The organism is Palleniella intestinalis (assembly GCF_013166595.1).
Classification (GTDB): Bacteria; Bacteroidota; Bacteroidia; order Bacteroidales; family Bacteroidaceae; genus Prevotella; species Prevotella intestinalis.
This window is the reverse complement of the sequence record NZ_JABKKG010000002.1, coordinates 261,091-285,921: the sequence shown is the minus strand read 5'-3', so window position 1 is coordinate 285,921 and position 24,831 is coordinate 261,091. Positions and strand designations below refer to the sequence as shown.

Sequence of the window (24,831 nt, the reverse complement as noted above, 5' to 3'; positions counted from 1 at the left end):
ATTTTGTAATTTTGCAACAAAATTGTATTAATATAATAGAAAAATGACACAGTTATTCAAGCGGCATTTGCCGGACATCCTTGTAGTGCTGGCGTTTGTCGTCATAGCGTTTGCATATTTTTTCCCTGCCGACACAGAAGGCAGGATACTCTATCGCCATGACTCCTCCGCAGGACGCGGTGCAGGAATGGAGGTTTCAAACTATCGTGAGAAGACCGGGGAGGTGTCCCGTTGGACAAACTCCGTGTTCTCCGGAATGCCTACTTATCAGTCTGCGCCTTCCTATGACAGTCAGAAACCGCTGAACACGGTTACCGACGCATTCCACCTTTGGCTTCCGGAGAATGTCTGGTACTTGTTTGCCTACCTCTTCGGGTTCTACATCATGCTCCGTGCCTTTGACTTCAAATGGTATCTTGCGGCACTTGGCTCGGTGATATGGGCGTTCTCAAGCTATTTCCTGATTATCATTGCAGCAGGCCATATATGGAAAGTGATGGCACTGGCCTACCTCCCTCCGATGATTGGCGGTGTGGCCTTGTCCTACAAAGGCAAGTACTTGGTGGGCTTCCTCGTCACCGCTGTCTTCGCAGCCATGGAGGTTTTGGCAAACCATGTGCAGATGACTTATTACTATTGCTTCATCATCTTCTTCATGGTCATAGCCTATCTTGTCGAGGCCATAAAGGAAAAACAGCTGCTGCGCTTTGCGAAAGCGTCGGCGACATGTGTCTGTGCGGCTCTTGTGGGCATACTGATGAATGCGTCAAACCTCTACCACACATGGGAATACCAGAACGAATCCATGCGCGGAAAGAGCGAACTTGTGAAGGAAAACTCTGCAAATCAGACATCTTCGGGTCTTGACCGCGACTACATAACGCAGTGGAGCTACGGCATAAGTGAGACATGGACGCTGCTTGTGCCTAACACAAAGGGCGGCTCTTCCATGGACGCGATAGCTTCCAATGAGACAGCCATGGCTCATGCCAATAACGATTTTGTCGGCATCTACCAGCAGATGGGACAGTATTGGGGCGAGCAGCCCGGCACTTCCGGTCCTGTTTATGTCGGCGCATTCGTGGTTATGCTCTTCGTTCTCGGACTGATGATTGTGAAAGGCCCTATGAAATGGGCGCTCCTTGCTGCCACAGTGCTCTCCATACTGCTTTCTTGGGGCAAGAATTTCATGCCGTTGACGGATTTCTTCATTGACTATGTCCCGATGTATGCAAAGTTCCGCACGGTGGCATCGATACTCGTCATTGCAGAGTTCACCATGCCTCTCCTTGCCATCATGGCACTGGCGAAGGTCATCGAGGCTCCGAAACCGGAGAAGGGCAAGGACGAAATGCTGAAAAAGATAGGCATAAGTTTCGCTCTGACAGCAGGCATCTGCGCACTTTTCGCCCTTATGCCGACACTCTTTTTTACAGATTTCGTCTCACAGAATGAGCTGAGAATGCTTGGACAGATTCCACAGGAACAGCTCAATCCGCTGCTTTCCAACCTGCGCGAGATGCGTCAGGCTGTGTTCGCAGCCGACTGTTGGCGTTCATTCTGGGTCATTGCAGCCGGTGCAGCCCTGCTTGTGGCTATGCGCATGCGCAAACTGAAGCCTGTCTATGCCGTCACAGCAATGGCTCTCCTTTGTCTCTTCGACATGTGGCAGGTGGACAAACGCTATCTGAATGACGCCATGTTCGTCAATGATGAGCAGCGAACAGCTCCGCAGCCTATGACCCGGACTGACATGGAGATACTGAAAGACAAGTCTTTGGACTACCGTGTGCTGAACCTTGCGTCAAACACGTTCAACGAGAACGAGACAAGCTACTACCATAAGTCTATTGGCGGATATCATGCGGCAAAGCTGCGCCGCTATCAGGAGCTTATCGAGAAGTATATCTCTCCTGAAATGCAGAAGACGATGTCAGCCATTGTTGAGGCTCAGGGCGATATGTCGATGTTCGGCAAGGATGTCTGTCCGGTGCTCAATATGCTGAACACGAAGTATTTCATCCTGCCACTTCAGGGTGGGGAGACTATGCCTGTGCAGAATCCGAATGCCTTTGGCAATGCATGGTATGTAGACAACGTGCTCTTCGTCAATAACGCCAACGAGGAGCTTGACGGTATGGCAAAGATAGATTTGAGCAGGCAAGCCGTTGCGGACAAGAAGTTTGAGGTACAGCTTTCTCAGTCGGTGAAGCAGGATTCTGCTGCCGTTGTAACGCTGACAAAGTACGCTCCGAACCACTTGGAGTATGATGCCGAGTCGTCAAAGGGCGGTGTGATAGTCTTCTCCGAGATATATTACCCAGGCTGGACATGCACAGTCGATGGCCGGGATGTGGAGCTTGGCAGAGTGAACTATGTGCTCCGCGCCGTTAATGTCAAGGCAGGAAAGCACAAGATTGTGTTGGATTTCCACCCGCAGACTGTCAAGACAACGGAGACAGTGGCATACACAGCCTTCGGAATCCTTGTACTCTGCCTTTTGGCAATAATGGCACTTTACTTCAAACGACGCAAATGAACTTTGAAAGACTGAACGAAGAATATCGCCGTGAGGAGCTGCTCCGCAACATAGAGCATGCTTTGCAGAAACTCTCCCTGAGCGAACTTGAGGCGATAAGCTATGACCTCCTGACAAAAGGTTATATGGATAATTAATGGAAAATATAAGATAACAAATTGTTGATACACAGTTTGTTATCTTATATTTGGCACATTGGTAAACAAAAGGTTACCTTTTGCCATGCAAAGTGTTACCTTTCGTGAGGTGAAAGGTAACCTTTTACAAGGTAAACCGTTACCTTTTGCAGAACGGAGTGACAGCCTGTGTTTTTCAGGTCTGTCCGTTGGAAATAAAAAGTAGTTTGATTAATGAAATTAAGATATAAGTTTAACGGTAAAAAGGAGTGACAAATGCAACAGACAGCTATTCTATTACTGCACTGCCCTGACAAGCTGGGCATCATTACAGAGATAACAAAGTTCATCACCGACAACAATGGCAACATCGTCTATCTTGACCAATATGTCGACAAAATAGACGGACGGTTCTTCATGCGTGTGGAGTGGGAACTTGAGAAGTTTGCCATCCCTGCAGAAAAACTGTCGGAATATATCGATACCCTCTATGGACAACGCTACAACATGCAGTTCCAGATATATTTCAACTACGAGAAACCGCGCATGGCTTTGTTCGTAAGCAAGATGTCACACTGCCTTTATGACCTCCTCGCACGCTACAAGGCAGGGGAGCTTGACGTTGAGATTCCGTGCATTGTCTCCAACCATGAGGATTTGAGGTATGTCGCCGAGCAGTTTGACATTCCGTATTACGTTTGGTCAATCAAAAAAGACTGGTCCAACAAGCAGGAGGTTGAGCGCGAGGAAATGGAGCTGATGAGGGAAAAGGGCATAACGTTTATTGTCCTTGCACGCTACATGCAGATTATCTCCGAAGAGATGATACAGCAGTATCCTAACAAAATCATCAACATCCACCATTCGTTCCTGCCGGCATTTGTCGGTGCAAAGCCTTATCATCAGGCATACCAGCGAGGTGTGAAGATTATCGGTGCGACAAGCCACTATGTCACTTCGGAGCTTGACGCAGGACCTATCATCGAGCAGGATGTCGTGCGCATCACCCACAAGGACACTCCAGAGACCCTTGTCCTGAAAGGAAAAGACCTTGAGAAGATTGTCCTCTCGCGTGCCGTGAAGAAGCACATAGAGCGCAAAATCCTCACTTGCCACAACAAGACGATTATCTTTAGCTGACCTGGTTCACAGGCAACTGCCACGCCGGACCAATGAAGCGTGGTAGTGGTGGTATGTAAAGAAATCATAATAATTATAATCCTGATTCTTGATTCTTGATTAAAATTATTAACTTTGCATCTATCAACTACAACAGTCTACCGAACAATGGAGAACAATACAGTGCAAGGCGGAAAATTTGTCGTGGAGGTGCGCCCGGAAATCCTTGAGTGCGATGTCGTCCGTTTCCAAAACAACAAAGAGAAATGGGTGGCTTTCGTAGGGCTTCTTGACGGACATCCTTACGAGATTTTCACCGGTCTGCAAGATGATGAGGAAGGCATAGCACTCCCGAAAAGCGTCGAGAAAGGAAAGATAATAAAGTGCACAAATGCTGACGGCACCAAAAGGTATGACTTCCAGTTTGAGAACAAGCGTGGCTACAAGACCACTGTGGAGGGGCTTTCCGAGAAGTTCAATCCGGAATACTGGAACTATGCCAAGCTGATTTCCGGCGTTCTCCGTTATGGTATGCCGATAAAGCATGTCGTGAAGCTCGTCTCGTCCATGGAGATGAACACCGACAGCATCAACAACTGGGCATCAGGAGTGGAGCGTGCGCTGAAGAAGTATATCTCTACTGATGAATAGGTTTGTTGCTGGTTGTGGGTACAGAGACATACATACATATAGACAACCTTCGCATGCATGCTTTTCATGGCGTGCTGGAACAAGAGCGCAGGGTGGGGAATGACTACCTTATTAATATAAAGGTAGGCTACCCGTGGCTGCATGCCGTTGCGACAGACGATGTCGAGGACACGCTGAACTATGCTGCCCTTGCAGGCATTGTCAAGGAACAGATGAACATTCCTTCTGCACTTCTGGAGCATGTTGCCGGCAGAATAACGGCAAGGATACAGGAAATGTTCCCGAAATGCACATCTATAGACCTGAGAATCACCAAGGTTGCCCCGCCGATGCAGTGTGATTGTGACGGTGCTGGAGTGCATATTGTGATGAAGGACGTGAAAAATGAAATGTGAATGCGCGAAATATGACGCTGATGTCATAGCGTTTTACTGTTAAGAAATTCTGTGGTATTAGACTTATCTTGAGACAAAGAATATTCCATATAGCATTATTCCTGCTTGTTGCCGTTGCATCAATGGCGGCAGGGAAGAAATATGTTCTGGTGATTGACCCCGGTCACGGTGGCAGAGATGCCGGCGCTGTTGGCTCTTTCTCCAAGGAGAAGGACATAAACCTGAAAGTTGCTCTATGCTTCGGAAGGTATGTTGAAAGGAACTGCCCAAACGTGAAAGTCATATATACGAGGAAAAAGGACTCTTTCCTCCAACTCTATGAGCGTGCGGACATTGCCAACAAGAACCATGCTGATGTGTTCGTTTCCATACATACAAACTCCCTCCCAAAGGGGCATATAGGACGAGGGGTTGAGACTTATTCCATGACTTTGCGCCGTTCGGAAGAGAAACTCTCGGCTGCCATGCGCGAGAACTCGGTGATAACCTATGAGGAGGGCTACGAGGAACGTTATGAGGGCTATGACTCGAAGTCTGACGAGTCGGCAATAATGTTTGAATACATCCACGATGAGAACATGGCAAAAAGCGTGGAGCTTTCAAAGTCTATACAGAAAAGCCTGTGCGCATCGGCAAACCGCCCTAACAAAGGTGTCAAGCAGGATAATTTCCATGTGCTGCGCCGCACTTCGATGCCGGCATGCCTTGTGGAGCTTGGCTTTATCTCCACTCCCGATGAGGAACGCTTGCTGAACGACGAGGCGATGATCGACAAGATGGGGTATGGCATATATGTCGGTTTTGTGAAGTATATGGACAAGAATTCTGTCGTCACTCCATACAAGCCCGATGCTGAAAGCCAGATAGCACTGCCTACCGTCGTGCCGTCAAAGAAAACTTCCGCTCCGGCAAAGAGCAAGACGCAGGCGGACGATGAAGAGGCAAAGGCGAAAGAGACAGTGGAAAAGTCCATGCCGGAGTCTCATGACAAGCAGGAGCAAAGTTCTGACAAGCTGGTGTACAAGGTGCAGTTCATGACGGCTACAACTGTACTGAAGGAAGGTGCAGGCCTTTTCAAAGGTGTGACAGGAGCAGAACATTATAAAGACGGCGGTGTCTATAAATATACCATAGGATGCTGTGAGACGCAGGCAGAGGCGGTAAAGCTCAAACGCGACATAGCGGAGAAGTTCCCTGACGCCTTTGTCATAAAGTTCCGGAACGGACAGCGTGTCAGATAATTAATTAGGAAAATAAACTTAGAAATTGCGATATGAACAAATATTTTACCAAAGAAGTGCGCATCGCTCTGGCTGTTCTTGCCGGAATAGTAGTCCTCTTTGTGGGAATGAATTTCCTCAAAGGTGTCATGTTGTTCTCTGACGATTATTCATACAAGGTGCAGATTGCTGACGCTAATGGTCTTACACAGTCCAATCCGGTGTATGCCAATGGTTTGCAGGTCGGTGTTGTACGTGACGTGACTGTAGACTTTTCAAATATGGCGAAGGGCATTACTGTCACGATAGATGTGGACAAGCGCATGCGCATTCCTGAAGGAACCATTGCGGAAGTTGATGCTGACCTTATGGGAAACCTGAAGATGAACCTTGTCCTTGCTTCTTCTTCAAAGAGTATAGAGCCGGGAGGCACTATCATGGGACGTGCAGCAGACGGCGTGATGAACAAGGTTGCTGACCTTGTGCCTTATCTGGAAACCATAGTGCCGAAGCTGGATTCCATCATGACAAGTGTCAATACGCTTCTCGCTGACCCTGCTGTTGTGGCAATCCTCCGTAATACTGAGACCACGACAGCTAATCTCAGCACCTCAACAGCAGAGCTCAACAGAATGCTTGCACAGATGAACAGACAGGTGCCGGGACTGTTGCAGAAGGCTGACAAGACAATGGCAAACACGGAACAGCTTACAGGAAACCTTGCGAAACTGGATGTAGCGTCCACAATGGCAAGTGTAGATGCAACGCTGAAAAACTGTGAGGAGCTTACAAACAAACTGAATTCCAATTCCGGAACAATAGGAAAACTGCTGAATGACTCTTCTCTCTATGATAATTTGAATGCCACTATACGTGACGCTGACTCTCTGATGATTGACCTGAAGGCTCATCCTAAGCGTTATGTTCATTTCTCTGTATTCGGAAAGAAGGATAAATAATGTGTTTTCTCTCTTGCCACCCGATCCGACAAAGGGTGGAGTGTGCTTAATTTAAGGTATAATAGTGGCAGATTATAAACTACTTTGGGAAGATACGCAGCAGCGTATTCTGGCTGACTTGTCAGCAGAAGGTAAGGAGGAAGAGTATAACAAATGGTTCCGTCCTGTAACCTTTGAATCGTTTGACACGCAAACCCACCAGTTGCTTTTGCGTGTCCCGGGACGAGCATATATAGACCATATCGAGAAGAATCATCTTCGCGTTTTTGCCAAGGCGCTTATCGCTGCTTATGGCAAAGGTGTGAAGCTGAACTACCGTATTGTTGTTGTCAAGGAGGCTAACGAGACTGTCGTTGAGGCTTCTGACCCAGAGATGGTTGCTCCGCGTGCTAATGCATCGCAGAAACAGTCAAAGCTTCCCGAGGTGGATCCTCAGCTTGCGCCAAGCCTTAATTTCAAGAATTTCATAGAGGGCGAATCGAACAAATTGTCGCGTTCTGTCGGTCTGAACATAGCGGAGCATCCAAGGAGTTCCAAATTCAACCCCTTCTTCATCTTCGGTCCGTCAGGTTGTGGCAAGACTCACCTTGTCACGGCGATAGGATTGCGTGCGAAGGAGCTTTATCCTAACCTCCGTGTGCTGTACGTTTCTGCACGCACGTTCCGCCAGCAGTACACCACAGCCGTTACTGAGAATACGGTGAATGATTTCATTGCTTTCTACCAAACCTTGGATATGCTCATCGTGGATGACATACAGGAGTGGGCTTCGCAGGAGAAAACTCAGGATACGTTCTTCCATATCTTTGACTACTTGTTCCGAAGAGGCAAGAGGATAATTCTGGCTTCTGACCGTTCGCCGGCGCAATTGAGAGGCATGCATGAGCGACTCATAACACGTTTTGTCTGTGGTGCTACTTGCGAACTGATGCGTCCTAACAAGCAACTGTGCGTTGACATATTGAAGAACAAGATCGCCCATGACGGACTTGCAGGTCTTTTCTCCGATGAGGTGATAGAATACATTGCCACAACGGTCACCGGCAGTGTCAGGGATTTGCAGGGAATAATCAATTCACTGATGGTGTACAGTATTGCAGGCAATACGGAGATTGACATGCCTTTGACAGAGAAAGTAATAAAGCGCATTGTCTCTTTTGTGGATGACACCCAGGTGACATTGGACAATATTATTGATAGTGTATGCCTTGTCTGCAATGTCACATCGCAGGACATCAACAGCAAGTCAAGGAAGAAGGACATCACAGAGGCGCGCCAGATAGTGATGTATCTTGCACAGACGCTTACCAACATGCCTGCAACCCGTATCGGCAGACTTGTCGGCGGCAGAGACCATTCCACAGTGGCTCACTCCTGCAAGAAGGTCAAGAAGGCTCTTGTTACTGACAAACAGCTTGTCCAGCTTATTGACAAGATAAAAAAGGAAATCAAGGAAAGCACGGCAAAATGATTTTATGTGCTTTGTCCATGTTCCCAAGGCAAACAAAATATCCATAGACTGTAATGTGCTTACTGTCTATGGATATTTTTGGTTCTGTTTCTTGCAATTTGTTGTATACCTTTACGGATTCTCGTCACAACTTCTGTGCCGGCAGTCAGACTTTTCTGCTTCTGCAGCCAATGCCAGCTCCCTTCCCAAGTCAAATGCTTCTTTCAGTTCGAGAGGGAACATCTCGTCATGGTACCGCCTTTTCTGCCGTTCATCAAAAACTTCCACTTTGTATTTCGAATAGTCCCTGAACTGGTAAGTGTTGTAGGCGCATACTCTGCGAGGTTTGCGGAACACATGCCCAATGAAATGTTCCGCATTTGCAAGAACTTGTTCCGGACACATTTCTTTCGGAACATTCATAGTGTAGATAGTGACGGTCAGCATCCTGTTTGTGGCAAGTGATTTGTACCCGGCTTCATAGGAAGCCAACGGAAAGAGCAGTCTTTCGAGGAATGATTTGCAGACTCCCGACACATCCATAAGATAGATTGGCGAAGCCAGCACAAGGATGTCAGCCTTCAGCGCTTTCTCCAATATCGGTGAAAGATTATCCTTCACAGCGCATTTCCCATAGGATGGCGCGTCCTTCAGCTTGCAGGCGAAGCAACTTCTGCAGCCTTTGAACTCCGCTTCATACAGATTCACGGTCTCAACTGTGGCATCATGCCTTTGTGATATGGCTCCGTCGGCGAATGCTTGGCACATCAGAGCCGTGTTACCGTCCTTTCTCGGACTTCCGTTGATGATTACTATATTCATATATTTTCGATTGATTTGCTTGCAAAGTTACGGAAAAATAATTACTTTTGCAAGTACGCACAAAAATGTAATATAGTAACCAAAAGGAGTATTTTATGGATAGCCAAAGGGATACGGAGAAAATTATTTTTCGCGGGAAGGAATATTTCTGCTCGCTTGATTTGACTCTGGGTCTTATAGGAGGCAAATGGAAGACCATGATGATTTACATGCTGAAGGACGGCACGTTGCGCTCTTCTGATTTGCAACGTGCAATGCCGGGAGTGTCAAACAAGATGTTTGCACAAACGGCGCGTGATTTGGAGAAGGACGGCATAGTAAGGCGGGAAGTATTTCCTGTTGTACCTCCACGGGTGGAGTATGGTCTGACGGAATTGGGAAAGTCCATATTGCCGATAATCTTCCAAATGTGTGATTGGGGGACAAGACTCTTGGAAGCAGAGCCCGACACGTGATAGTTGCAGCTATTGTCTGTTTTCTTGCAGTCATGTCATTGAGATTCCGCATAGAGAGGGTATAAGAATCTCCGCCTCGGTTTTGTTAATTCTTGTACAAATAAAAAGAGGATGAGAAGCCGGTATTTAGCTCCTCATCCTTACGATTTTTATGGTTGAACCGTTGTTGCCACTACTGTGGCCTTTATCTTATACTACGCCTTGCGCCATCATTGCGTTGGCAACCTTCATGAAGCCCGCAATGTTCGCTCCCTTCACGTAGTCAATGTAGCCGTTTTCCTGCTTGCCGTACTTGACACACTGCTCATGGATAGAATGCATGATGTAATGCAACTTCTCGTCCACCTCTGCCTCTGTCCATGACAGACGCATAGAGTTCTGCGTCATTTCAAGTCCTGATGTCGCCACGCCGCCGGCGTTTACAGCCTTGCCGGGCGCAAAGAGCATTTCTGCTGCAATAAACTTATCCACAGCCTCTGCGGTACATCCCATGTTGCTCACCTCTGCTATGCACAAAGGCTTGTTTGCCAAAAGCATGTCAGCATCTTCTCCGCTGACCTCGTTCTGTGTGGCACAAGGCAGTGCGATGTCACACTTCTGCTCCCATGGACGCTTGCCGGGGAAGAATGTTGCCTCAGGGAACTCCTCAGCATAAGGTGCGCAGACATCATTTCCGCTGGCACGAAGCTCAAGCATGTAGTCAATCTTCTCGCCGCAAATGCCTGCCGGGTCGTAGATGTAACCGTCAGGACCGGAGATTGTAATAACCTTTGCTCCAAGCTCGGTAGCCTTCTTTGCTGCGCCCCATGCCACATTGCCGAAGCCACTGATAGCCACTGTCTTGCCCTTAATGTCTATGCCGTGTGTTTGCAGCATCTCATTGACAAAGTAGAGTGCGCCGAAACCTGTTGCCTCAGGACGTATGCGGCTGCCGCCCCAGTCAAGTCCTTTGCCTGTAAGCACACCGTTCCACTTGTGGGTCAGCTTCTTGTACATGCCGAAGAGATAGCCGATCTCCCTTGCTCCGACACCGATGTCGCCTGCCGGAACATCCTCGTCAGGACCGATAACCTTAACAAGCTCGGTCATGAACGACTGGCAGAAACGCATAACCTCATTGTCAGAGCGTCCGCGGATGGAGAAATCACTTCCGCCCTTGCCGCCACCCATAGGAAGAGTGGTAAGAGAGTTCTTGAATGTCTGCTCGAAACCAAGGAATTTGAGTATTGAGAGATTCACAGACGGATGGAATCGCAGTCCGCCTTTGTACGGGCCTATGGCACTGTTGAACTGCACACGGTAGCCAAGGTTGACATGCACCTCGCCATTGTCGTCCACCCATGGCACACGGAAAGTTATCACACGTTCCGGCTCGACAATGCGTTCAATGATTTTTGCGTGTTCAAACTCCGGATGCTGGTCATAGACATCCTTTACAGAATTAAGCACTTCGCGTACTGCCTGCAAATATTCCAATTCTCCCGGATGCTTCTGCTCCAGTTGATGCATGATTTTCTGTACATCCATAGTAATATAGTTTTAGGGTTAGATTTTGTATTATGTTTTCGATGGCAAAAATACAGTTTTTTATTGTAATGACCAAATAAAAACAGATAAAAATACAAAATATTTTATTTTCATTGTTGTACACAAAACTTACGCTTTGTCACATATATTACTCCTTAATGCACTTTGTTATTTGATGTTGTGTGGCTTTCTTTCTTTTATGGATTGTTTTTGTGATAAAATGTTATCGTTAAGTCAATATGTAGAAATATTATATATACGATATGTTTGCCGAGGTTTATGCCGCATTTCTCATTCTTCTGCGCCATGCGTAGTAGCCGTAGATGGCGATGACAGTATAGATTGCATAGAGCAGTGCACGCGCGTATATACCTTTATATATATATAATGCGGAAGAGATGGCATCGACCACCAGCCACACCCACCATTGCTCAATGTATTTCCTGGACAACATCCACAGTCCGATTATGGACAATGCTGTAGTCAAAGAATCAAGCACCGGCACATTACTGTCTGTACAGAAATGCAGAAACGCCCACAGTGCCGCCCACAATGTTGCTGTCAACGGCATGAGGACATAGACAGTTGACAACGGCGTATGGCTTATGGCGATGGCTGTCGCTTTGGCTTTGTTGCCGGATTTCCGTCTTCTCCAAGAGTAAAAACCGTAGATAGCGGCAAGAAAATAGTAGAACTCCATGCCACAGTCAGCATACAGTCCTGCGCGGTAAAGCACGACGGTGTAGACAATCGGCATTATCGCGCCTGTTATCCACATCAGTATGTTCTCTTTTAGTTCAAGATAGAGGTACAGCAGTCCCAATGTCGTGCCAAGCACATCCATCCAGTTGTTTGCCAAATATTCGGTCATTTGTATAGGTTTTTGGTTGAATATTGTGGGTTGCAGGTTTTGGATTGAAGGCCGGTATGCTTTGAAATACTAACCTATAACCCAAAAACTGCAACCCACAACTTATTGATTAGAATCTCAGAGTGACATTGCCCATGACGGTGAATCCTGCCATAGGGATGTAGCCAATCTGGTAGTAGCGGTTATCGTTCGTATAGTCGTTGCCGTCGACTGCTGAATAAACCCAGCCTCCTGCCGCATAGTGGCGGTTGAAGATGTTGTTGAAGTTCAGCCCGAACACAGCTTCCTTTATGCCTGCCTTCAGTTTCTTCAGCCCGAGAGTGTACTTCAGACTGATGTTTGTCGCGGAGTAGCAAGGCAGTGAGCGGTCGGTGTTCTCCGAGTTGTCAAGGTACTGGCGGCTGATAAAGTTTGTGTGCCACACGCCTTGGAAACCTTTGTAATGGAAATCGATGAAGCCGTTGAGGATTGCCGACGGTGAGAAGGACAAGGTGGAATTGTCGTAATGGACAAGCTCAGGGTCACCATTCCAATTGTCGACATATTCGTCGAAATCCTTAATCTTGTTCCTGCTCAGTGCAGCGTTTCCTTCTATGGAGAGCCATGAGAGAGGAGCGACGCCCGCACTCAGTTCGATGCCCATGCGGTAGGAGTCCTTCACGTTTGTCGTAAGGTTCTCGCCGATGTCCGATTGTGCACCGGTTTGCACGAACTGGTTGTTGTAACCCATGTAGTAAAGGTTCAGATTGACCGACCATTTCTTAGTCTGATAGCCGTAGCCAAGCTCGAAATCGTTGAGCGACTCAGCCTCCGGGGCAGGGTAGGAGCCGTTGTCCGTGAAGTTGTTGCGCTCCGGTTCGCGGTTGCTGCGTGCGAATGAGGCGTAGGCATTGTGTCCGTTCCTGTGGAAGCTGACACCGAATTTCGGGTTGATGAAATTGTATTTTGCATCGATGTCAAGCCGTTGGTTATTGAAAGAACCGTCACTGTTCTCATAGAACTTGTCGTTCACACCGTTTGTGGTGTATTTGACATGACGGTACTGCACATCGGCGAAAGCATCGAAGGCAGGCGTGATGTGATATGTTGCTTTGGCAAACGCGCTTACATCTGTCTTGTCGGCGTCCGAATCGTAGTACTTGTATTCGCCGTTGGAGTTCATGTAATAGTCGCGCACATCATTGTCAGCGATGTATGTGAGGTAGCCATAATGATTGCCCGTGAACTGTTGTGCGGAGATGTTGCCGATGATGTCCCACCGGCTGTCATTGTAATTGATGTTGGCAATCAGTCCGTAGAAGTCCTGCGTCATGCCCTTCTTGCGCACAAAGTCCGTGCGCTTCACGAAACTGTGTGTCGCATCTGGTGTCATTGAAAGTCCGAACTTTGACAGTTTGTTGTCGTAACGGAATTCATCGTAGTAGCCGTGACCGTGCGTGTAGTGGGCAGTGGCGGAAGTGCTCCATTTGTCGTCCATCTGCCATGCCATGGAGAGCAGGTTGTGGTTGTACCAGAAATTGTCCGTGGTCTTGTCCCATAGCGTGCCGTCAGCCAACTTGTAACGCTCGACAGTCCATCCTCCGTCCCAGTCAGGGATGAAATTCTCGTAAAGGCTGTTGTATTTTCCAAGTCCGAGATTGTACATGTCCTTGTACGTTTTCACACCGTCGTAGCTGTTAAGGCTGTAATCACCGTTGCCCGCTGTCACACCGTTCCATGCCTGTCCCGTAGATTCAAAACTGCCGATGTTCTTGTAACTGAGTTTTATGTCCTGCCGTTGGTTGATGAAAGTCAGTCCTCCATAGTAATTGCCTGACTTTCCGCCCGTTCCGTGGATATAACCGTCTGTGGTCGTTTGGTGGTATGCACCTTCGAGAACGAGAAAATGGCGTGGCAGACGGATGCCGGTCAGTCCGGTGGAAAGCTGTGCTCCAAAGTTCCATGTGTTGTAAGAGCCGTAGGAAGCGGATACCTCTGCCGAAGGATTGTGCTGCGGAAGAGCAGTCATGAGCGAGATGGTTCCGCCGAAAGCGCCGTCGCCGTTGGACGAAGTGCCCACTCCGCGCTGAATTTGCGCGCTGCCGAGGAGCGAGCCGAAACTGTTCATGTTTGCCCAAAAGACACACTGGTCCTCGGGCGAATTGAGTGCCACACCGTCAAGCGTGACATTGATTCGCGAGCCTGCCGCTCCACGGATACGCATGTAGGTCGTGCCAGTTCCCACACCGTTCTCGCTCCATGCCAGCACGCCTGGTGTGCGTGCGAATAGGAACGGCAGTTCCTGACCTGTCTTTGAAAATTCCTGAAGCTGCTGCTTCTTTACGTTTGCCACTGCAAACGGTGCGTCCTTTGCGGCGCGCACGCCTTTCACGGTCACCTCACCAAGCTGCTGCACACGGAGAGTGTCCTGGGTTTCTGCCACCGCAACGCCTTCTGTGGCGAACGCTGCGATGGCGGCAAAGAATAATTTCTTCATCTTTTCTTTTTATCCGATGATAGTTGATGAAAAAAGGGAGAGAAACCTGTGGTTGATTAAAACCTGCCCATCCGCTCTCTCGAGCTGTATGGAGTCGGTCATCGTTATTCCTACGCCGGCATTACCCGGATCAGGTTTGAGGGTTTGTTCTCAGCACCACCAACAAGTGGGCACCCCTTAAAAAGCACTTTGCTTTTCAGGTGCAAAGGTATAAAGAATCCTTGTAATTGTGAAATAATCTTATATAAAAATCTTGTAAATTAACATTTATTACAAAGGGAAAGGTTTGTTCTTTTGTGTCCATAAATGAAGGGTGAATAAGAAAACTCATTGCATTTTTGCCCTCTGAGAATCGCCTGTAGATTTTTTAAAAAGGAAAATCTCGGAAAATCGCAGGAATTTCGTGGTTTGGTTATTATGTTGATAATCAATGTGTTGTATTCTTTTGGGGCGATTTTGTGCGCAAAAAATCCTGCGTTTCGTTACCTTTTAGTGCGAAATTACTATTCTTTTACAGTGCAAAGTGTCACCTTTTCCACTGCGAAAGGTTACCTTCGGCAGTCTGTAAGGTTACCCTTTGCACCGTGCAAGGTCATCTTTTACGGTGTGAAGCTTGATTTTCCGCTTAAAGAAGCCTGTTTTTCCACATTATGATAAATAAAGCATTAGAAAACTCATGCAGTTTTTCGCATGGGTTAGCCTCATGCGTATAAAGAAGATTCATGTGGATTGTTTTTCTCTCCAAATGAAACATCAGGTGGCAAAAGAAACCGAAAGGCTTCCGTAAAAGGAAATCATGAAAATACAAATCCGGACTTCACAGACAATAATTAATTTTGTGGACTACTTTAATTATTGGCAATTACTTTATACTAAAACGCAGTTTTTCTGTGCCGGTTAGCCTCTGTGCGTAAAGGAAAGATTCTCTCCGATTGCCCTTTGCTTGGTTCTTGTCCTCATTGACCGCAAGGATGTTATTTCGATTCCCATTATCTGTGCAATCTCATCGTCACTGTCCTTCATGTCGCATAGAATCATGAACACCTTTTGGCGCAGGCTTAGCCGGTCATAATTGTTTTCGAGATTTCTGACAAAACCCATGTCCAAACTGCGGTAGTATTCAAGGAAACATGTGTAGTCGTCACGTTCCCAAAGACTTATGCTCTCTCCATGCATAACGCTGTCATATAAGCATTTTCCTTTGCGAACCATTTCCGATTGTCTGTTGTTGAGTATATCATTCTCTTTCTTTAATATAGCCATTTCTTTGGATGACTCTTTTTCAGCTTCCTCCAATGCACTGATGCGCTCCATGTTTCTCGCCATCTCTTCATTATTGCCGTCCAATTCCTTATGCTTTCTAAGAGTCATAACCCTATAATACACGGCACAGCCACAAAGCATTATGGCAATGCCTGCAAGTATGATAATGATTTGCAGGTTATGGCTGTCTTTCTGAGATTCTGTCAGTTCAGAATCGTATTTCGATTGCAGCAAAAGAACTTGCTCCTCTTCCTTTTTCTGCTGTGCACTATCTTTCAAGGCGATAATCCATTTTGCTGTCTTTGTTGCCTCCTTGTAGTCGTTCTCCTTTTCCTGCAACTCCTGCAAAGCCGTCAGGGCAGCAATCTTCAGCGGATAGCTCTTTGCCTCGGAAGCCTTTTTCCATAACTCCTTTGCTTTCTTGCTGTCACCCTCCTTCAAGTACAAGTCCGCAAGAAACTTGTATGTCTTAGGCAGGTTGCGGTACTGCAAGGCTTTGATGAAATAAGCTTTTGCCAGCTCCGGGTCGCTGTCCTTATGGACCTCGCCCAAGGTAGTGTAGTAGTAAGCAAGTTCTTTTGGGTTGACTTTATCCATAATTTTTGGTACTCTGCAAGGCAATAGTTTGCACTGTCACGGTGGTTAAGCCTTGTATACGACACCCCCATGTCAATAAGTGCACTCGCTATATACTCTTCATTTCCAATATGTTTAGCCTCTTCGTATTGTTTTTTCGCATATTCTATCGCTTTTTCATATTCCTGCGCATTGGTGTTGATGAATGTCAGGCGTTGGAATATTTTATGTAGAAGAATATGATCATTCAATTCTTGTGCAATAGTTTCGGATTTTTTGATATTGACAACAGCCTCACCAGTGTTGTCCAAGTCATAGATTACCGCACCTTTATAATAGTAAGAGCGCGCAAGTTTTTCTGCATCATTGTGATTCTCGTAGTATTTGACACTGACATTAATCATGGAATCAGACTTGATTGGCATGTACATCCTATATAATATCTGTGTCTTTAACAAATAATAATATGCAGAGTCTTCCTTTGTCCGTAAGTCTGCCGTGTTAATCTTTTTCAGCATGTTGTAGGCAGTAGTGTCTTTCAGTTTCCTGTCAACAAGATGGTCTATTTCTGAAAGGCGCTTTTGCATGCCTCCTTGATGACATCCGGTTAAAAGGATGTGCATGATGATTAATAGTGAGAGGTAGGTTTTGTTTTTCATAGTACAGCTTGTTTCAATTGCAAAGATAATGCAAATCGAATGCAGACAGAATTTATTCATGTATGCTGAGGTGCAGCTTATCTTATGCAAAGATAATGCAAACTGAATGCAGACAGAATTTATTCATGTATGCTGAGGTGCAGCTTATCTTATGCAAAAATACACATTTTTTCCGAGTTTCATGTGATTGCAAAAAATGCAACGTTGCATTTTAGGGTAATTTAACGCGTTGCACTTTTTGCAATCGCCTGATAATAGGCATAGTAACAAGAAAACACGATGCAACACGGCATTTGCTAAAATTTTGTTTTTCTGTTTATTAACTTTAATTTTGTAGTCACAATTCAAACTTTTTACAACTTAAAACTAATTTGAAAGCAAAATGGAAAACTACAAAACATTACTCTTTGGAATGGCAATGTGCCTAAGTGCCTCATCAAATGTCATGGCAAACATGAATGGCTCATCAGGAACAGTCTGTGGCAACAATGACGATGACGAGATTCGGGACAGGCATTGTATTTATGAAAACAATATCATGATGCGCTCTGATGCTCCACTTGATTGTGCCGACATTATGTGCACAGATGATGATGTCATCGATATAAGTCATATCAGTTTGTTATCAGAACAGAATAGCGAACTGTCAAAATCGGATTTTGATGACTATCAGTTGATAATTGATGAGGAAACGGAACTTGAAGACTAAAATACCAAGAAACTATTTTAAGGACTATGAAAAAAGCATTATTCATTCTTGCATTCGGAATGGCTGTCAGTCATTCCTATGCCGGCGGAAAAGGCGGTGTACAACGTTCTGACCGCAAAATCATTGAGATTACCAAGATTGTCAAACTATCGGCAGCACAGGAGCGAACCATTCGTATGGCTTATGATGCCTACAATGCTGTCACAGACTCGGCGTTGTACAAAGTCAATGACCCGGTCGCAGCGTCCAGACTGAAATATGAGGCAGGGAAAGAGTTCAACGAAAAACTGATGAACACGTTCACGGAAGCGCAGCGCAACAGATACATCCGCATCACATCCGCTGCCGAAGTAGAGGCGAAAGCCAAGTACAAGACAGACTTGTTGGAAGAGTCTGGAGAATATACTGCCGATGAACTTGCGGAGAAGAAAGCGGAAATCTTCAACTATCTTATGGCGGAGAAGGTCGTATATGCCCGCGACAAATACAACATCAGGAAGCAGAAAGAGAACATCAGCCGACTGAAGAACACTCAGCCGAGATCCCTCCGCGAAAGCAACATAAGGGAAAAGCAGAAAGGGCAGGGACGCATAGTTAACGGAAAAATCAGATGGTAGTCATGAGAAAAATCATAGCAACAATCATTGTGGCGGTAATGTCCGCCATGGCATTAATGGCACAGACGCCTGCACCGGACTCATTGAAGCAGAGGAAAATGCTGAAAGCGGCTTACAGGTACAAGCACGGTATAAATACGGATGTCAACACTGTAAAGGCTGCACGTATCTATAAGTATCTTACAAATCACGGAAACGCAGTGGCAATGCGCGAGCTTGGCAAAATGTACCTTTCCGGTGAGGGAGTGAGAAGAAGCAGTAAGAAGGCGTTTGCATTGTTCCACCGTGCTGTGGCTGGAGGTGACGCAAAGGCACTGTGCCAGTTAGGCGAAATGTACAGAGAAGGCAATGGAATAAAAGTTAATTTTAAAAGGGCTTTCGCATGCTATAATGCAGCTGCCAAGCGTGGGGAACCGCAAGGCTATTATGGAGCAGGCTATCTTCTCTATAAAGGTTTTGGAGTAGGGCAGAACTACAAGAAGGCAGAGAAATATCTGCTGAAAGGTTCTGAGAAGAAGCATCCGGGATGTGACTTCCTCCTTGGTTCCTACTATGCAAGTGACATCAGCGGCACACCGGACTACGAGAAGGCAAAGCACCATTACGCCCGTGCCGTAAAGTCCGGGCATGGCTGGACAGTAGACTTGACCAAGTTCGGTACGCTTGACTCCATTAAGCAGCGTAACTCTATGCGTGGCAAATTGGCTGCAGGACAGAGATGGAAGAACAAGCTGAAAAAGAAGCATGATACACCCGAAACCCGCCTTGACAATGTCTCCATTGACAGTCTTGCCGGAACTTGGCACGGTAAGGCGTTCACCTATGACTGGTCTCATTCTGCGGTAATTGACGAAGAGGACATTACTATGGTTGTTGAGAATGAAGGATTCGCACCGACATTCAGGTTTATGCGCAACGGTGAGACCCTCTCTGTATTTTCTCCAACGGTCGATGACGAAAGTGTTCAGAAAGACACTACTAAGCATGAAGGGCACGAGAACTTCAAATGGCTGACCAAAAAGGCGAAGTTCGGAACGGCGGATGGCAAATTGTGCATACGCCTTGTAAGACATAGCATGAAGAGAAAAGAACTGAAAAAGCCTATGTTTCTTGTCCTGCAGCGTGAAGGTCAGGGAAGCATGACGCAAAATCAGCTGCGCATTGTGGACATTTCTCCGTCACCTCTGCGTGGAAGCTCCTTCAGTGTGAAGGTTGACTCTGACGTTGATTGCACGGCAGAAGTGAGCATTTTCAGTACTACGGGCTTGAAAGTTGCTGAGTGTGGTGTGCATTCTTTGTCCAAGGGAACCAACGAGTTGAGGCTCAATGCAAACCTTTCAAACGGTCATTTTGTACTGAGAATCAAGTCAAAGGACAGCTATGCGACGAAAAACATCATTCATTTATAGAATTTAACACATGAAACTATTAAGAATATTTTTAATTTTACTACCTTTGCTGTACAGTACCAATGCAATGGCATGCTGGGACGATTACTGGGACGATTGGTATGATGACTACGATGACTACTACGATGATTCATGGTGGGATGATGATTACTACGATGATGATTACGTGTGGGACGATTATGATGACGGCTGCAATGATTCGTGGTCTGATGATGGTGGCTATAATGATGACTACAATGATTCGTGGTCTGATGATGACGGTTATAATGACGACTACAATTATTCGTGGCCTGATAGTGGTGACTATAATGACGACTACAATGATTCATGGCCTGATGATGACGGTTATAATGATGACTACAATGATTCATGGCCTGATGATGGTAACGATGATTGGTCGAATAATTACGATACAGACGACAATGACTCGCACTTTTACGGCTTTGACACAGATGGTGATGGTGATAATGATTTGTTCTTTGTTACTGATGACAACGGTCATGTGACATCTATGGGCTACGATGATGAGGACGGCATCTTCACATACGAGCATTTCGGACACGACCATTCCGGTGATAGCGATTCAGATGGATTCGACTACAGTTATAGCGATAATGATAACGATGACTTGGATGCATATGATGATTTTGATTACACGGAGCCTTCTGTAGGTGAGTATCATCCCAATAATAATAATTCTCATACAACTACAACTCCACCAACTCTCCCAAATGATACTCACAAGCCACTGCCAAATGAAAAACTGTTTGCTAAAGATTTGCCTGTAAAATACCCAAAGCAGACACATAATATGAACTGTGTAACATCTGCGCTTGCAACATGCCAACTACTTATGGACGGAAATTTTACATTTAGTACATATTATACGGACTTGTATATGCTTGATACATGGTACTATAGCCATTTCGATGCAGATATTAAAAAAGTAGGTATATATCCGAGTGATTTTCTTGACTTTATAAATGGGATATGCCAATTTGATTGTGCAATTATTAATATTTCTGATATTGTTTCTTGCATAGATAATGGAGATATTGTACTGGTAACGGTTAATGGTGGTACACATGAAGTGATAGTTGTTGGCTACTATGACGATATTTCAGGGGTTGATGCATACCAATGTGTTAATCCTGGTACAGGAGAATATGAGACTCGATATGACTATGAGTTTTTAAAAGATTATATAATTAAATTTCCTAAAAAAAACAAATAAAATTTATGAAAACATTGTTCTTAATGTGTGCATTTTTATTGGGTCTGACCTGTTCTGCTCAATCATTCAATGCCAAAGACCTTGTAGGTACGCAATGGGAGGACATCCAAGGTGAAGATGAGTATGCATCTGAAACCCTTGAGTTCTCGACAACAAATATGACTCTGACAATCCGTTATAAATCTGGTGGCAGGACTGTGACATTGAATAATCAATATTATTTGTCAGATACAATTCCGTCTATTTTTGAGGAACAGAAAGTTGGCAAGAACACAATAGGCAAGTATTTGGTATATTATGTCAAGAAAAGAAACATGTTGTATTATTATACAATCACAAAGTTTACGGACAAAGCTCTTATTTTGCATCACAAAAAGATTCCAGGCACTATAGGAGGACCAACTGCTACTTATGAATATAGGCGAATAAAATAGTGTTGTGCAACTACTTACATAAAATCTAACAGTTATGAGAATATTCCTGTGTACACTATGTGTTATTTTCTGCAGTCTGACCTGCTTCGCTCAATCATTCAATGCCAAAGACCTTGTTGGTACGAAATGGGTGCGAATCAGCAATCAAGATCCTGAGAAAGATGTAACGATTGAGTTTACAGCTACAAACATTATACGTACATTCACTTATAAAAGTAGCGGTGGCACATTTGTATTAACGGATAGCTATTATTTATCAGCTACTATTCCTTCGGAATTTGAAGAACATAATGTAGGCAAAAATATGACTGGTAAATATTTTGTTTATCATGTCAGTAAAAGAGATTTTTGGAATTACTATACAATAATTGAATTTACTGATACATATCTGGCTTTTCACCACAGGAAACTTCCCAGAGCAGTCGGTAGCAAAGAGTATGTGGATAGATATAAACGCATAAAATAAAATGCCAGTTCCGCTTTGTGCCATGGCTTATAGCTGTGGCATGAAACGGGACGCTTTCTTGATACGACTTGCATACTGTTGCTTATATTGGTTTCCATGTTTACTCAAAGAATAACGCTATGAGGACATTTTTAATTACACTATTTATATTATTCGGAAGTCTGACTTGTTCTGCTCAATCATTTAATGTCAAAGACCTTATTGGTACGAAATGGGAACAAATCCAATCTGATGAGAACAAAGTGATAAGAATAGAATTTACCGCAGACAAAATCATACGTACATGTTCCTATAAGATTATTTGGAAAACCGTGACGTTGGAGGATCGATATTATATATCTACATCCGTTCCTCTAAAGTTTGAGGAAAAGAATGTTGGCAAGGAGACAAGTGGAAAATATCTTGTGTATATAAATAAAAGAAATTACGTGGATTATCAAACAATTATGGAACTTACGGACACGACACTAAGATTGTATCAGCGTGCAATCCCGGAGGCTGTAGGGGGCTTTGAACATACAGATACATATAAACGCATCAAATAAAATGTTCCGCTTTGTGCCATGGCTTATTGCTGTGGCATGAAGCGGAACATTTTATATAGTTTGTCTGATATATATAGTCTGTTGTCCGGGCTTTATTTTCTTAACGCCCTTATCATACCGGCTGTGAGGACAAGCATTCCGCATAGTCCCATTATGGTTATCTCTTCATCAAGGACAAGGAAACCGATGATGATGGTGACCATGGGTTGGAGATAGACATAGTTCGTACATTTGACGGCTCTGAGACGGCGCATTGCCCAATTCCATAGAAGGAACGCGCGGAAGGAAGCTATAAGTCCGAGGAACAGGATGTTGCTGGAGATGACGGCTATCGTCTCCCCATTTAGTGGCGAACCGTTAACGAGGGTGTTTCCTGTGAGACTGCCACTGTACCACATGTATGGCAAGATTGTCATCACGCCATAGAAGAATATCTTGCGTGTGATGAAGTCCGGCTCATAGTGGTTCATTATTCTTCGCATAAGGAGTGAGTAGACCGCCCATGCTATGGAGGCGGCAAAGGCGAGAATGTCGCCTAACGGATTGAGTTTCAGAACAAGCTGCCCGTTGAGTACGACAAGAATCATGCCGACAAAAGCCACAATGGAGCCGACCAGCTGCTTCTTGCTGAGTCGCTCATCCTTGTAGAACATTGCGATTAGCAAAGCAGTGATGAGTGGACAGGTACACACAAGGATGCAGACTTCTGCTGCTGTGGACATTGTCAGTGCGATGTTTTCCAAAAGGAAGTACAGTGAACCGCCCATTACTCCGAGACCGCATAGGGTCAGTTCGTCTTTCAGGTTGTCGGCCCATAGTCGTTTGTGGGAGATGAGCGCAAGGCAGATGTATGCAAGGAGGAAGCGCATGAAGAAGATTTCATCCGGCATCAGTCCGTTGTTCAGCAGTACTTTGCTGCTTATGAAGGTTGTGCCCCATACGATTGTGACGAGCAATGCTCCTATGTGGCCATAGAGGTTTTTCATGATTAGTGTGCGATTTGTTCCCCTCGGCTTAGAGGTTGTTTGAGTAAGGATGCAGATAGGTGAGAAGGTCTGCGACAACATAGCTTGAACCGCCAATGAAGAGCATGTCGTCAGGAGTGCAGTCGTTCAGTGCCGCCTCGTAGGCTTTGGGCACGGAATTGTAAGTGTTTCCGGTCAGGAAATGTCTTGTGGCGATGTCGGCAACAGTGTTGGCAGGAACGGCGCGATGATTTTCCGCTTGTGTGAAATAGTATCTTGCTTCTTTTGGCAACAGTTCCATTACATGATTGATGTCTTTATCGTCAACCATACCGAACACGATGCGTAGTGTCTTGTTTCCGTTTTCCGGAAGTGAGGAGAATGTCTCTGTTATTTGTTTTGAGAGATATTCCCACCCGGCAACGTTATGTCCTGTGTCGCATATTATTAAAGGCTTGCTGTTTAGAGTTTGCCAGCGTCCCATCAGTCCTGTGAGTTCACAGACGTGAGCCATGGCATATCTCACTTTCTTGGTAGCATTGCTGATGTTTATTCCGTGCGCTTTCAGTTGTCGAGCAAGAGGAATCAGGCAGTTAAGGATTGTCTGTCTGTTCTTTTCCTGATACAGTCCTTTCAGCTCGAAGTCACCGTCAAGCATGAATTTGCTGTCCTCTGCGAAGTGAATCGGAGCATTTAGGGCAGTTGCTTTTTCCTGAAACACGTGGCGTGTCTCAGGAGTTGTCTCACCAATGACTACGGGAACGCCGGGTTTAATTATGCCTGCCTTTTCTGAAGCGATAGCTGCGAGAGTGTTACCGAGGAATTGTGTGTGGTCGAAAGATATGTTTGTTATGACCGACAGTATAGGAGTGATGATGTTCGTGCAGTCAAGTCTGCCGCCAAGTCCAACCTCTATGACAGCGATGTCTACGCCACAGTCGCGGAAATATTCCAGTGCCATGGCGGTTGTAAGTTCAAAGAATGATGGTGAGAGTGTTTCAAAGAAATCTTTGTTGCGTTCAACCCAGTTGACGATGTATTCCTCGCTGATTTGTTTGCCGTTGACTTTTATACGTTCACGGAAAGATATGAGATGAGGAGAGGTATAGAGGCCAACTTTCATTCCTGCTGTTTGGAGTATGGCAGCGAGGGTATGGCTGCAAGAACCTTTGCCGTTTGTTCCTGCAACATGTACTGTGAGGTACTCTTTGTGAGGATGTCCTGCGTGCTTGTCGAGTGCTTCTGTTGTGTAAAGTCCCGGCTTATACGCAGCAGCCCCAACCTTTGTGAAGGCCGGGGCTGCACTGTATAGATAATCTATTGTTTCAGAATAGTTCATGTCAAAATGTTTCCA

General features: G+C 45.5%; 22 protein-coding genes, 1 pseudogene and 1 riboswitch. Of the genes and pseudogenes, 16 read left to right on the top strand and 7 right to left on the bottom strand.

Annotated elements, in window-relative coordinates; genetic code table 11:
* Positions 1-43: 43 nt before the first annotated feature.
* The 8 genes and pseudogenes from HPS57_RS03705 (at position 44) to dnaA (ending at position 8,470) form a co-directional block, all read left to right on the top strand.
* On the top strand, positions 44-2,539 hold the full coding sequence (locus HPS57_RS03705; RefSeq protein WP_172180257.1) for a YfhO family protein: 2,496 nt from the start codon (positions 44-46) through the stop codon (positions 2,537-2,539).
* The gene (locus HPS57_RS03700; protein WP_168354681.1) at positions 2,536-2,676 is read left to right on the top strand and encodes a hypothetical protein; all 141 of its coding nucleotides are present in this window, start codon (positions 2,536-2,538) and stop codon (positions 2,674-2,676) included. The genes HPS57_RS03705 and HPS57_RS03700 overlap by 4 nt, the downstream gene beginning before the upstream one ends.
* Positions 2,677-2,931: 255 nt before the next feature.
* On the top strand, positions 2,932-3,795 hold the full coding sequence (gene purU, locus HPS57_RS03695; RefSeq protein ID WP_172180255.1) for a formyltetrahydrofolate deformylase: 864 nt from the start codon (positions 2,932-2,934) through the stop codon (positions 3,793-3,795).
* Positions 3,796-3,975: 180 nt separating this feature from the next.
* A pseudogene (locus HPS57_RS03690) lies at positions 3,976-4,413 on the top strand (adenosylcobalamin-dependent ribonucleoside-diphosphate reductase); the annotation flags it as partial.
* A 26-nt stretch (positions 4,414-4,439) separates the two neighbouring features.
* Positions 4,440-4,820: a dihydroneopterin aldolase gene (gene folB, locus HPS57_RS03685; RefSeq protein WP_369811438.1), complete on the top strand. Its 381-nt coding sequence runs from the start codon at positions 4,440-4,442 to the stop codon at positions 4,818-4,820.
* 122 nt (positions 4,821-4,942) lie between these two features.
* Positions 4,943-6,061 (top strand): N-acetylmuramoyl-L-alanine amidase family protein, encoded by a 1,119-nt coding sequence (locus HPS57_RS03680; RefSeq protein WP_440131437.1) that lies wholly within the window; start codon positions 4,943-4,945, stop codon positions 6,059-6,061.
* A gap of 32 nt (positions 6,062-6,093) precedes the next feature.
* Positions 6,094-6,999: an MlaD family protein gene (locus HPS57_RS03675; RefSeq protein ID WP_172180251.1), complete on the top strand. Its 906-nt coding sequence runs from the start codon at positions 6,094-6,096 to the stop codon at positions 6,997-6,999.
* 61 nt (positions 7,000-7,060) lie between these two features.
* Complete coding sequence (dnaA, locus tag HPS57_RS03670) at positions 7,061-8,470, top strand: chromosomal replication initiator protein DnaA (RefSeq protein WP_172180641.1); 1,410 nt, start codon at positions 7,061-7,063, stop codon at positions 8,468-8,470.
* Between the two features lie 111 nt (positions 8,471-8,581).
* Here the strand turns inward: dnaA and HPS57_RS03665 are convergent, their stop codons facing one another.
* Positions 8,582-9,271, bottom strand: a complete 690-nt coding sequence (locus HPS57_RS03665) for a flavodoxin family protein (protein WP_172180249.1) — start codon at positions 9,269-9,271, stop codon at positions 8,582-8,584.
* A 95-nt stretch (positions 9,272-9,366) separates the two neighbouring features.
* On the opposite strand from HPS57_RS03665, the gene HPS57_RS03660 reads away from it, so the two are divergent.
* A complete protein-coding gene (locus HPS57_RS03660; protein ID WP_172180247.1) occupies positions 9,367-9,726 on the top strand; it encodes a winged helix-turn-helix transcriptional regulator in 360 nt (119 codons plus the stop codon).
* A 189-nt stretch (positions 9,727-9,915) separates the two neighbouring features.
* On the opposite strand, the gene gdhA is transcribed toward HPS57_RS03660, so the two are convergent.
* The 4 genes from gdhA to HPS57_RS03640 form a co-directional block, all read right to left on the bottom strand.
* Positions 9,916-11,253 carry an NADP-specific glutamate dehydrogenase gene (gene gdhA / locus HPS57_RS03655; protein WP_172180245.1) on the bottom strand — a complete coding sequence of 446 codons (1,338 nt, stop codon included), beginning with the start codon at positions 11,251-11,253 and terminating at the stop codon, positions 9,916-9,918.
* Between the two features lie 277 nt (positions 11,254-11,530).
* On the bottom strand, positions 11,531-12,124 hold the full coding sequence (pnuC, locus tag HPS57_RS03650) for a nicotinamide riboside transporter PnuC (protein WP_172180243.1): 594 nt from the start codon (positions 12,122-12,124) through the stop codon (positions 11,531-11,533).
* Between the two features lie 109 nt (positions 12,125-12,233).
* Positions 12,234-14,600 carry a TonB-dependent receptor gene (locus HPS57_RS03645; RefSeq protein ID WP_172180241.1) on the bottom strand — a complete coding sequence of 789 codons (2,367 nt, stop codon included), beginning with the start codon at positions 14,598-14,600 and terminating at the stop codon, positions 12,234-12,236.
* Positions 14,601-14,690: 90 nt separating this feature from the next.
* Positions 14,691-14,788: riboswitch (TPP riboswitch) on the bottom strand.
* A gap of 709 nt (positions 14,789-15,497) precedes the next feature.
* Positions 15,498-16,460: a tetratricopeptide repeat protein gene (locus tag HPS57_RS03640; RefSeq protein WP_172180239.1), complete on the bottom strand. Its 963-nt coding sequence runs from the start codon at positions 16,458-16,460 to the stop codon at positions 15,498-15,500.
* A gap of 1,020 nt (positions 16,461-17,480) precedes the next feature.
* Here HPS57_RS03640 and HPS57_RS03635 point away from each other — a divergent pair.
* From HPS57_RS03635 to HPS57_RS03605, 7 genes are all read left to right on the top strand, one after another.
* On the top strand, positions 17,481-17,807 hold the full coding sequence (locus tag HPS57_RS03635) for a hypothetical protein (RefSeq protein WP_172180237.1): 327 nt from the start codon (positions 17,481-17,483) through the stop codon (positions 17,805-17,807).
* Between the two features lie 26 nt (positions 17,808-17,833).
* Positions 17,834-18,424 carry a hypothetical protein gene (locus HPS57_RS03630; RefSeq protein ID WP_172180235.1) on the top strand — a complete coding sequence of 197 codons (591 nt, stop codon included), beginning with the start codon at positions 17,834-17,836 and terminating at the stop codon, positions 18,422-18,424.
* Positions 18,425-18,426: 2 nt separating this feature from the next.
* On the top strand, positions 18,427-19,833 hold the full coding sequence (locus HPS57_RS03625) for an SEL1-like repeat protein (RefSeq protein ID WP_172180233.1): 1,407 nt from the start codon (positions 18,427-18,429) through the stop codon (positions 19,831-19,833).
* A 10-nt stretch (positions 19,834-19,843) separates the two neighbouring features.
* A complete protein-coding gene (locus tag HPS57_RS14240) occupies positions 19,844-21,067 on the top strand; it encodes a hypothetical protein (protein ID WP_216653367.1) in 1,224 nt (407 codons plus the stop codon).
* A 5-nt stretch (positions 21,068-21,072) separates the two neighbouring features.
* A complete protein-coding gene (locus HPS57_RS03615) occupies positions 21,073-21,501 on the top strand; it encodes a hypothetical protein (protein ID WP_172180230.1) in 429 nt (142 codons plus the stop codon).
* A 34-nt stretch (positions 21,502-21,535) separates the two neighbouring features.
* Entirely contained in the window at positions 21,536-21,967 is a 432-nt protein-coding gene (locus HPS57_RS03610; RefSeq protein ID WP_172180228.1) for a hypothetical protein, read from the top strand.
* A 119-nt stretch (positions 21,968-22,086) separates the two neighbouring features.
* Entirely contained in the window at positions 22,087-22,512 is a 426-nt protein-coding gene (locus tag HPS57_RS03605) for a hypothetical protein (protein ID WP_172180226.1), read from the top strand.
* A 92-nt stretch (positions 22,513-22,604) separates the two neighbouring features.
* On the opposite strand, the gene HPS57_RS03600 is transcribed toward HPS57_RS03605, so the two are convergent.
* Positions 22,605-23,498 carry a DMT family transporter gene (locus HPS57_RS03600; protein WP_172180224.1) on the bottom strand — a complete coding sequence of 298 codons (894 nt, stop codon included), beginning with the start codon at positions 23,496-23,498 and terminating at the stop codon, positions 22,605-22,607.
* A 28-nt stretch (positions 23,499-23,526) separates the two neighbouring features.
* A complete protein-coding gene (locus HPS57_RS03595) occupies positions 23,527-24,816 on the bottom strand; it encodes a bifunctional folylpolyglutamate synthase/dihydrofolate synthase (protein ID WP_172180222.1) in 1,290 nt (429 codons plus the stop codon).
* Positions 24,817-24,831: the final 15 nt, after the last annotated feature.

Bases quoted from the DNA above. Each gene is read 5' to 3' on its own strand.
- HPS57_RS03700 (WP_168354681.1), top strand. From the start codon at position 2,536: ATGAACTTTGAAAGACTGAACGAAGAATATCGCCGTGAGGAGCTGCTC.
- HPS57_RS03610 (WP_172180228.1), top strand. From the start codon at position 21,536: ATGAGAATATTCCTGTGTACACTATGTGTTATTTTCTGCAGTCTGACC.
- HPS57_RS03595 (WP_172180222.1), bottom strand. From the start codon at position 24,816: ATGAACTATTCTGAAACAATAGATTATCTATACAGTGCAGCCCCGGCC.
- purU (WP_172180255.1), top strand. From the start codon at position 2,932: ATGCAACAGACAGCTATTCTATTACTGCACTGCCCTGACAAGCTGGGC.
- HPS57_RS03630 (WP_172180235.1), top strand. From the start codon at position 17,834: ATGAAAAAAGCATTATTCATTCTTGCATTCGGAATGGCTGTCAGTCAT.
- HPS57_RS03615 (WP_172180230.1), top strand. From the start codon at position 21,073: ATGAAAACATTGTTCTTAATGTGTGCATTTTTATTGGGTCTGACCTGT.
- gdhA (WP_172180245.1), bottom strand. From the start codon at position 11,253: ATGGATGTACAGAAAATCATGCATCAACTGGAGCAGAAGCATCCGGGA.
- HPS57_RS03660 (WP_172180247.1), top strand. From the start codon at position 9,367: ATGGATAGCCAAAGGGATACGGAGAAAATTATTTTTCGCGGGAAGGAA.
- HPS57_RS03645 (WP_172180241.1), bottom strand. From the start codon at position 14,600: ATGAAGAAATTATTCTTTGCCGCCATCGCAGCGTTCGCCACAGAAGGC.
- HPS57_RS03705 (WP_172180257.1), top strand. From the start codon at position 44: ATGACACAGTTATTCAAGCGGCATTTGCCGGACATCCTTGTAGTGCTG.
- HPS57_RS14240 (WP_216653367.1), top strand. From the start codon at position 19,844: ATGAAACTATTAAGAATATTTTTAATTTTACTACCTTTGCTGTACAGT.
- HPS57_RS03675 (WP_172180251.1), top strand. From the start codon at position 6,094: ATGAACAAATATTTTACCAAAGAAGTGCGCATCGCTCTGGCTGTTCTT.
- HPS57_RS03680 (WP_440131437.1), top strand. From the start codon at position 4,943: ATGGCGGCAGGGAAGAAATATGTTCTGGTGATTGACCCCGGTCACGGT.
- HPS57_RS03640 (WP_172180239.1), bottom strand. From the start codon at position 16,460: ATGGATAAAGTCAACCCAAAAGAACTTGCTTACTACTACACTACCTTG.
- HPS57_RS03600 (WP_172180224.1), bottom strand. From the start codon at position 23,498: ATGAAAAACCTCTATGGCCACATAGGAGCATTGCTCGTCACAATCGTA.
- HPS57_RS03665 (WP_172180249.1), bottom strand. From the start codon at position 9,271: ATGAATATAGTAATCATCAACGGAAGTCCGAGAAAGGACGGTAACACG.
- HPS57_RS03625 (WP_172180233.1), top strand. From the start codon at position 18,427: ATGAGAAAAATCATAGCAACAATCATTGTGGCGGTAATGTCCGCCATG.
- HPS57_RS03635 (WP_172180237.1), top strand. From the start codon at position 17,481: ATGGAAAACTACAAAACATTACTCTTTGGAATGGCAATGTGCCTAAGT.
- HPS57_RS03605 (WP_172180226.1), top strand. From the start codon at position 22,087: ATGAGGACATTTTTAATTACACTATTTATATTATTCGGAAGTCTGACT.
- pnuC (WP_172180243.1), bottom strand. From the start codon at position 12,124: ATGACCGAATATTTGGCAAACAACTGGATGGATGTGCTTGGCACGACA.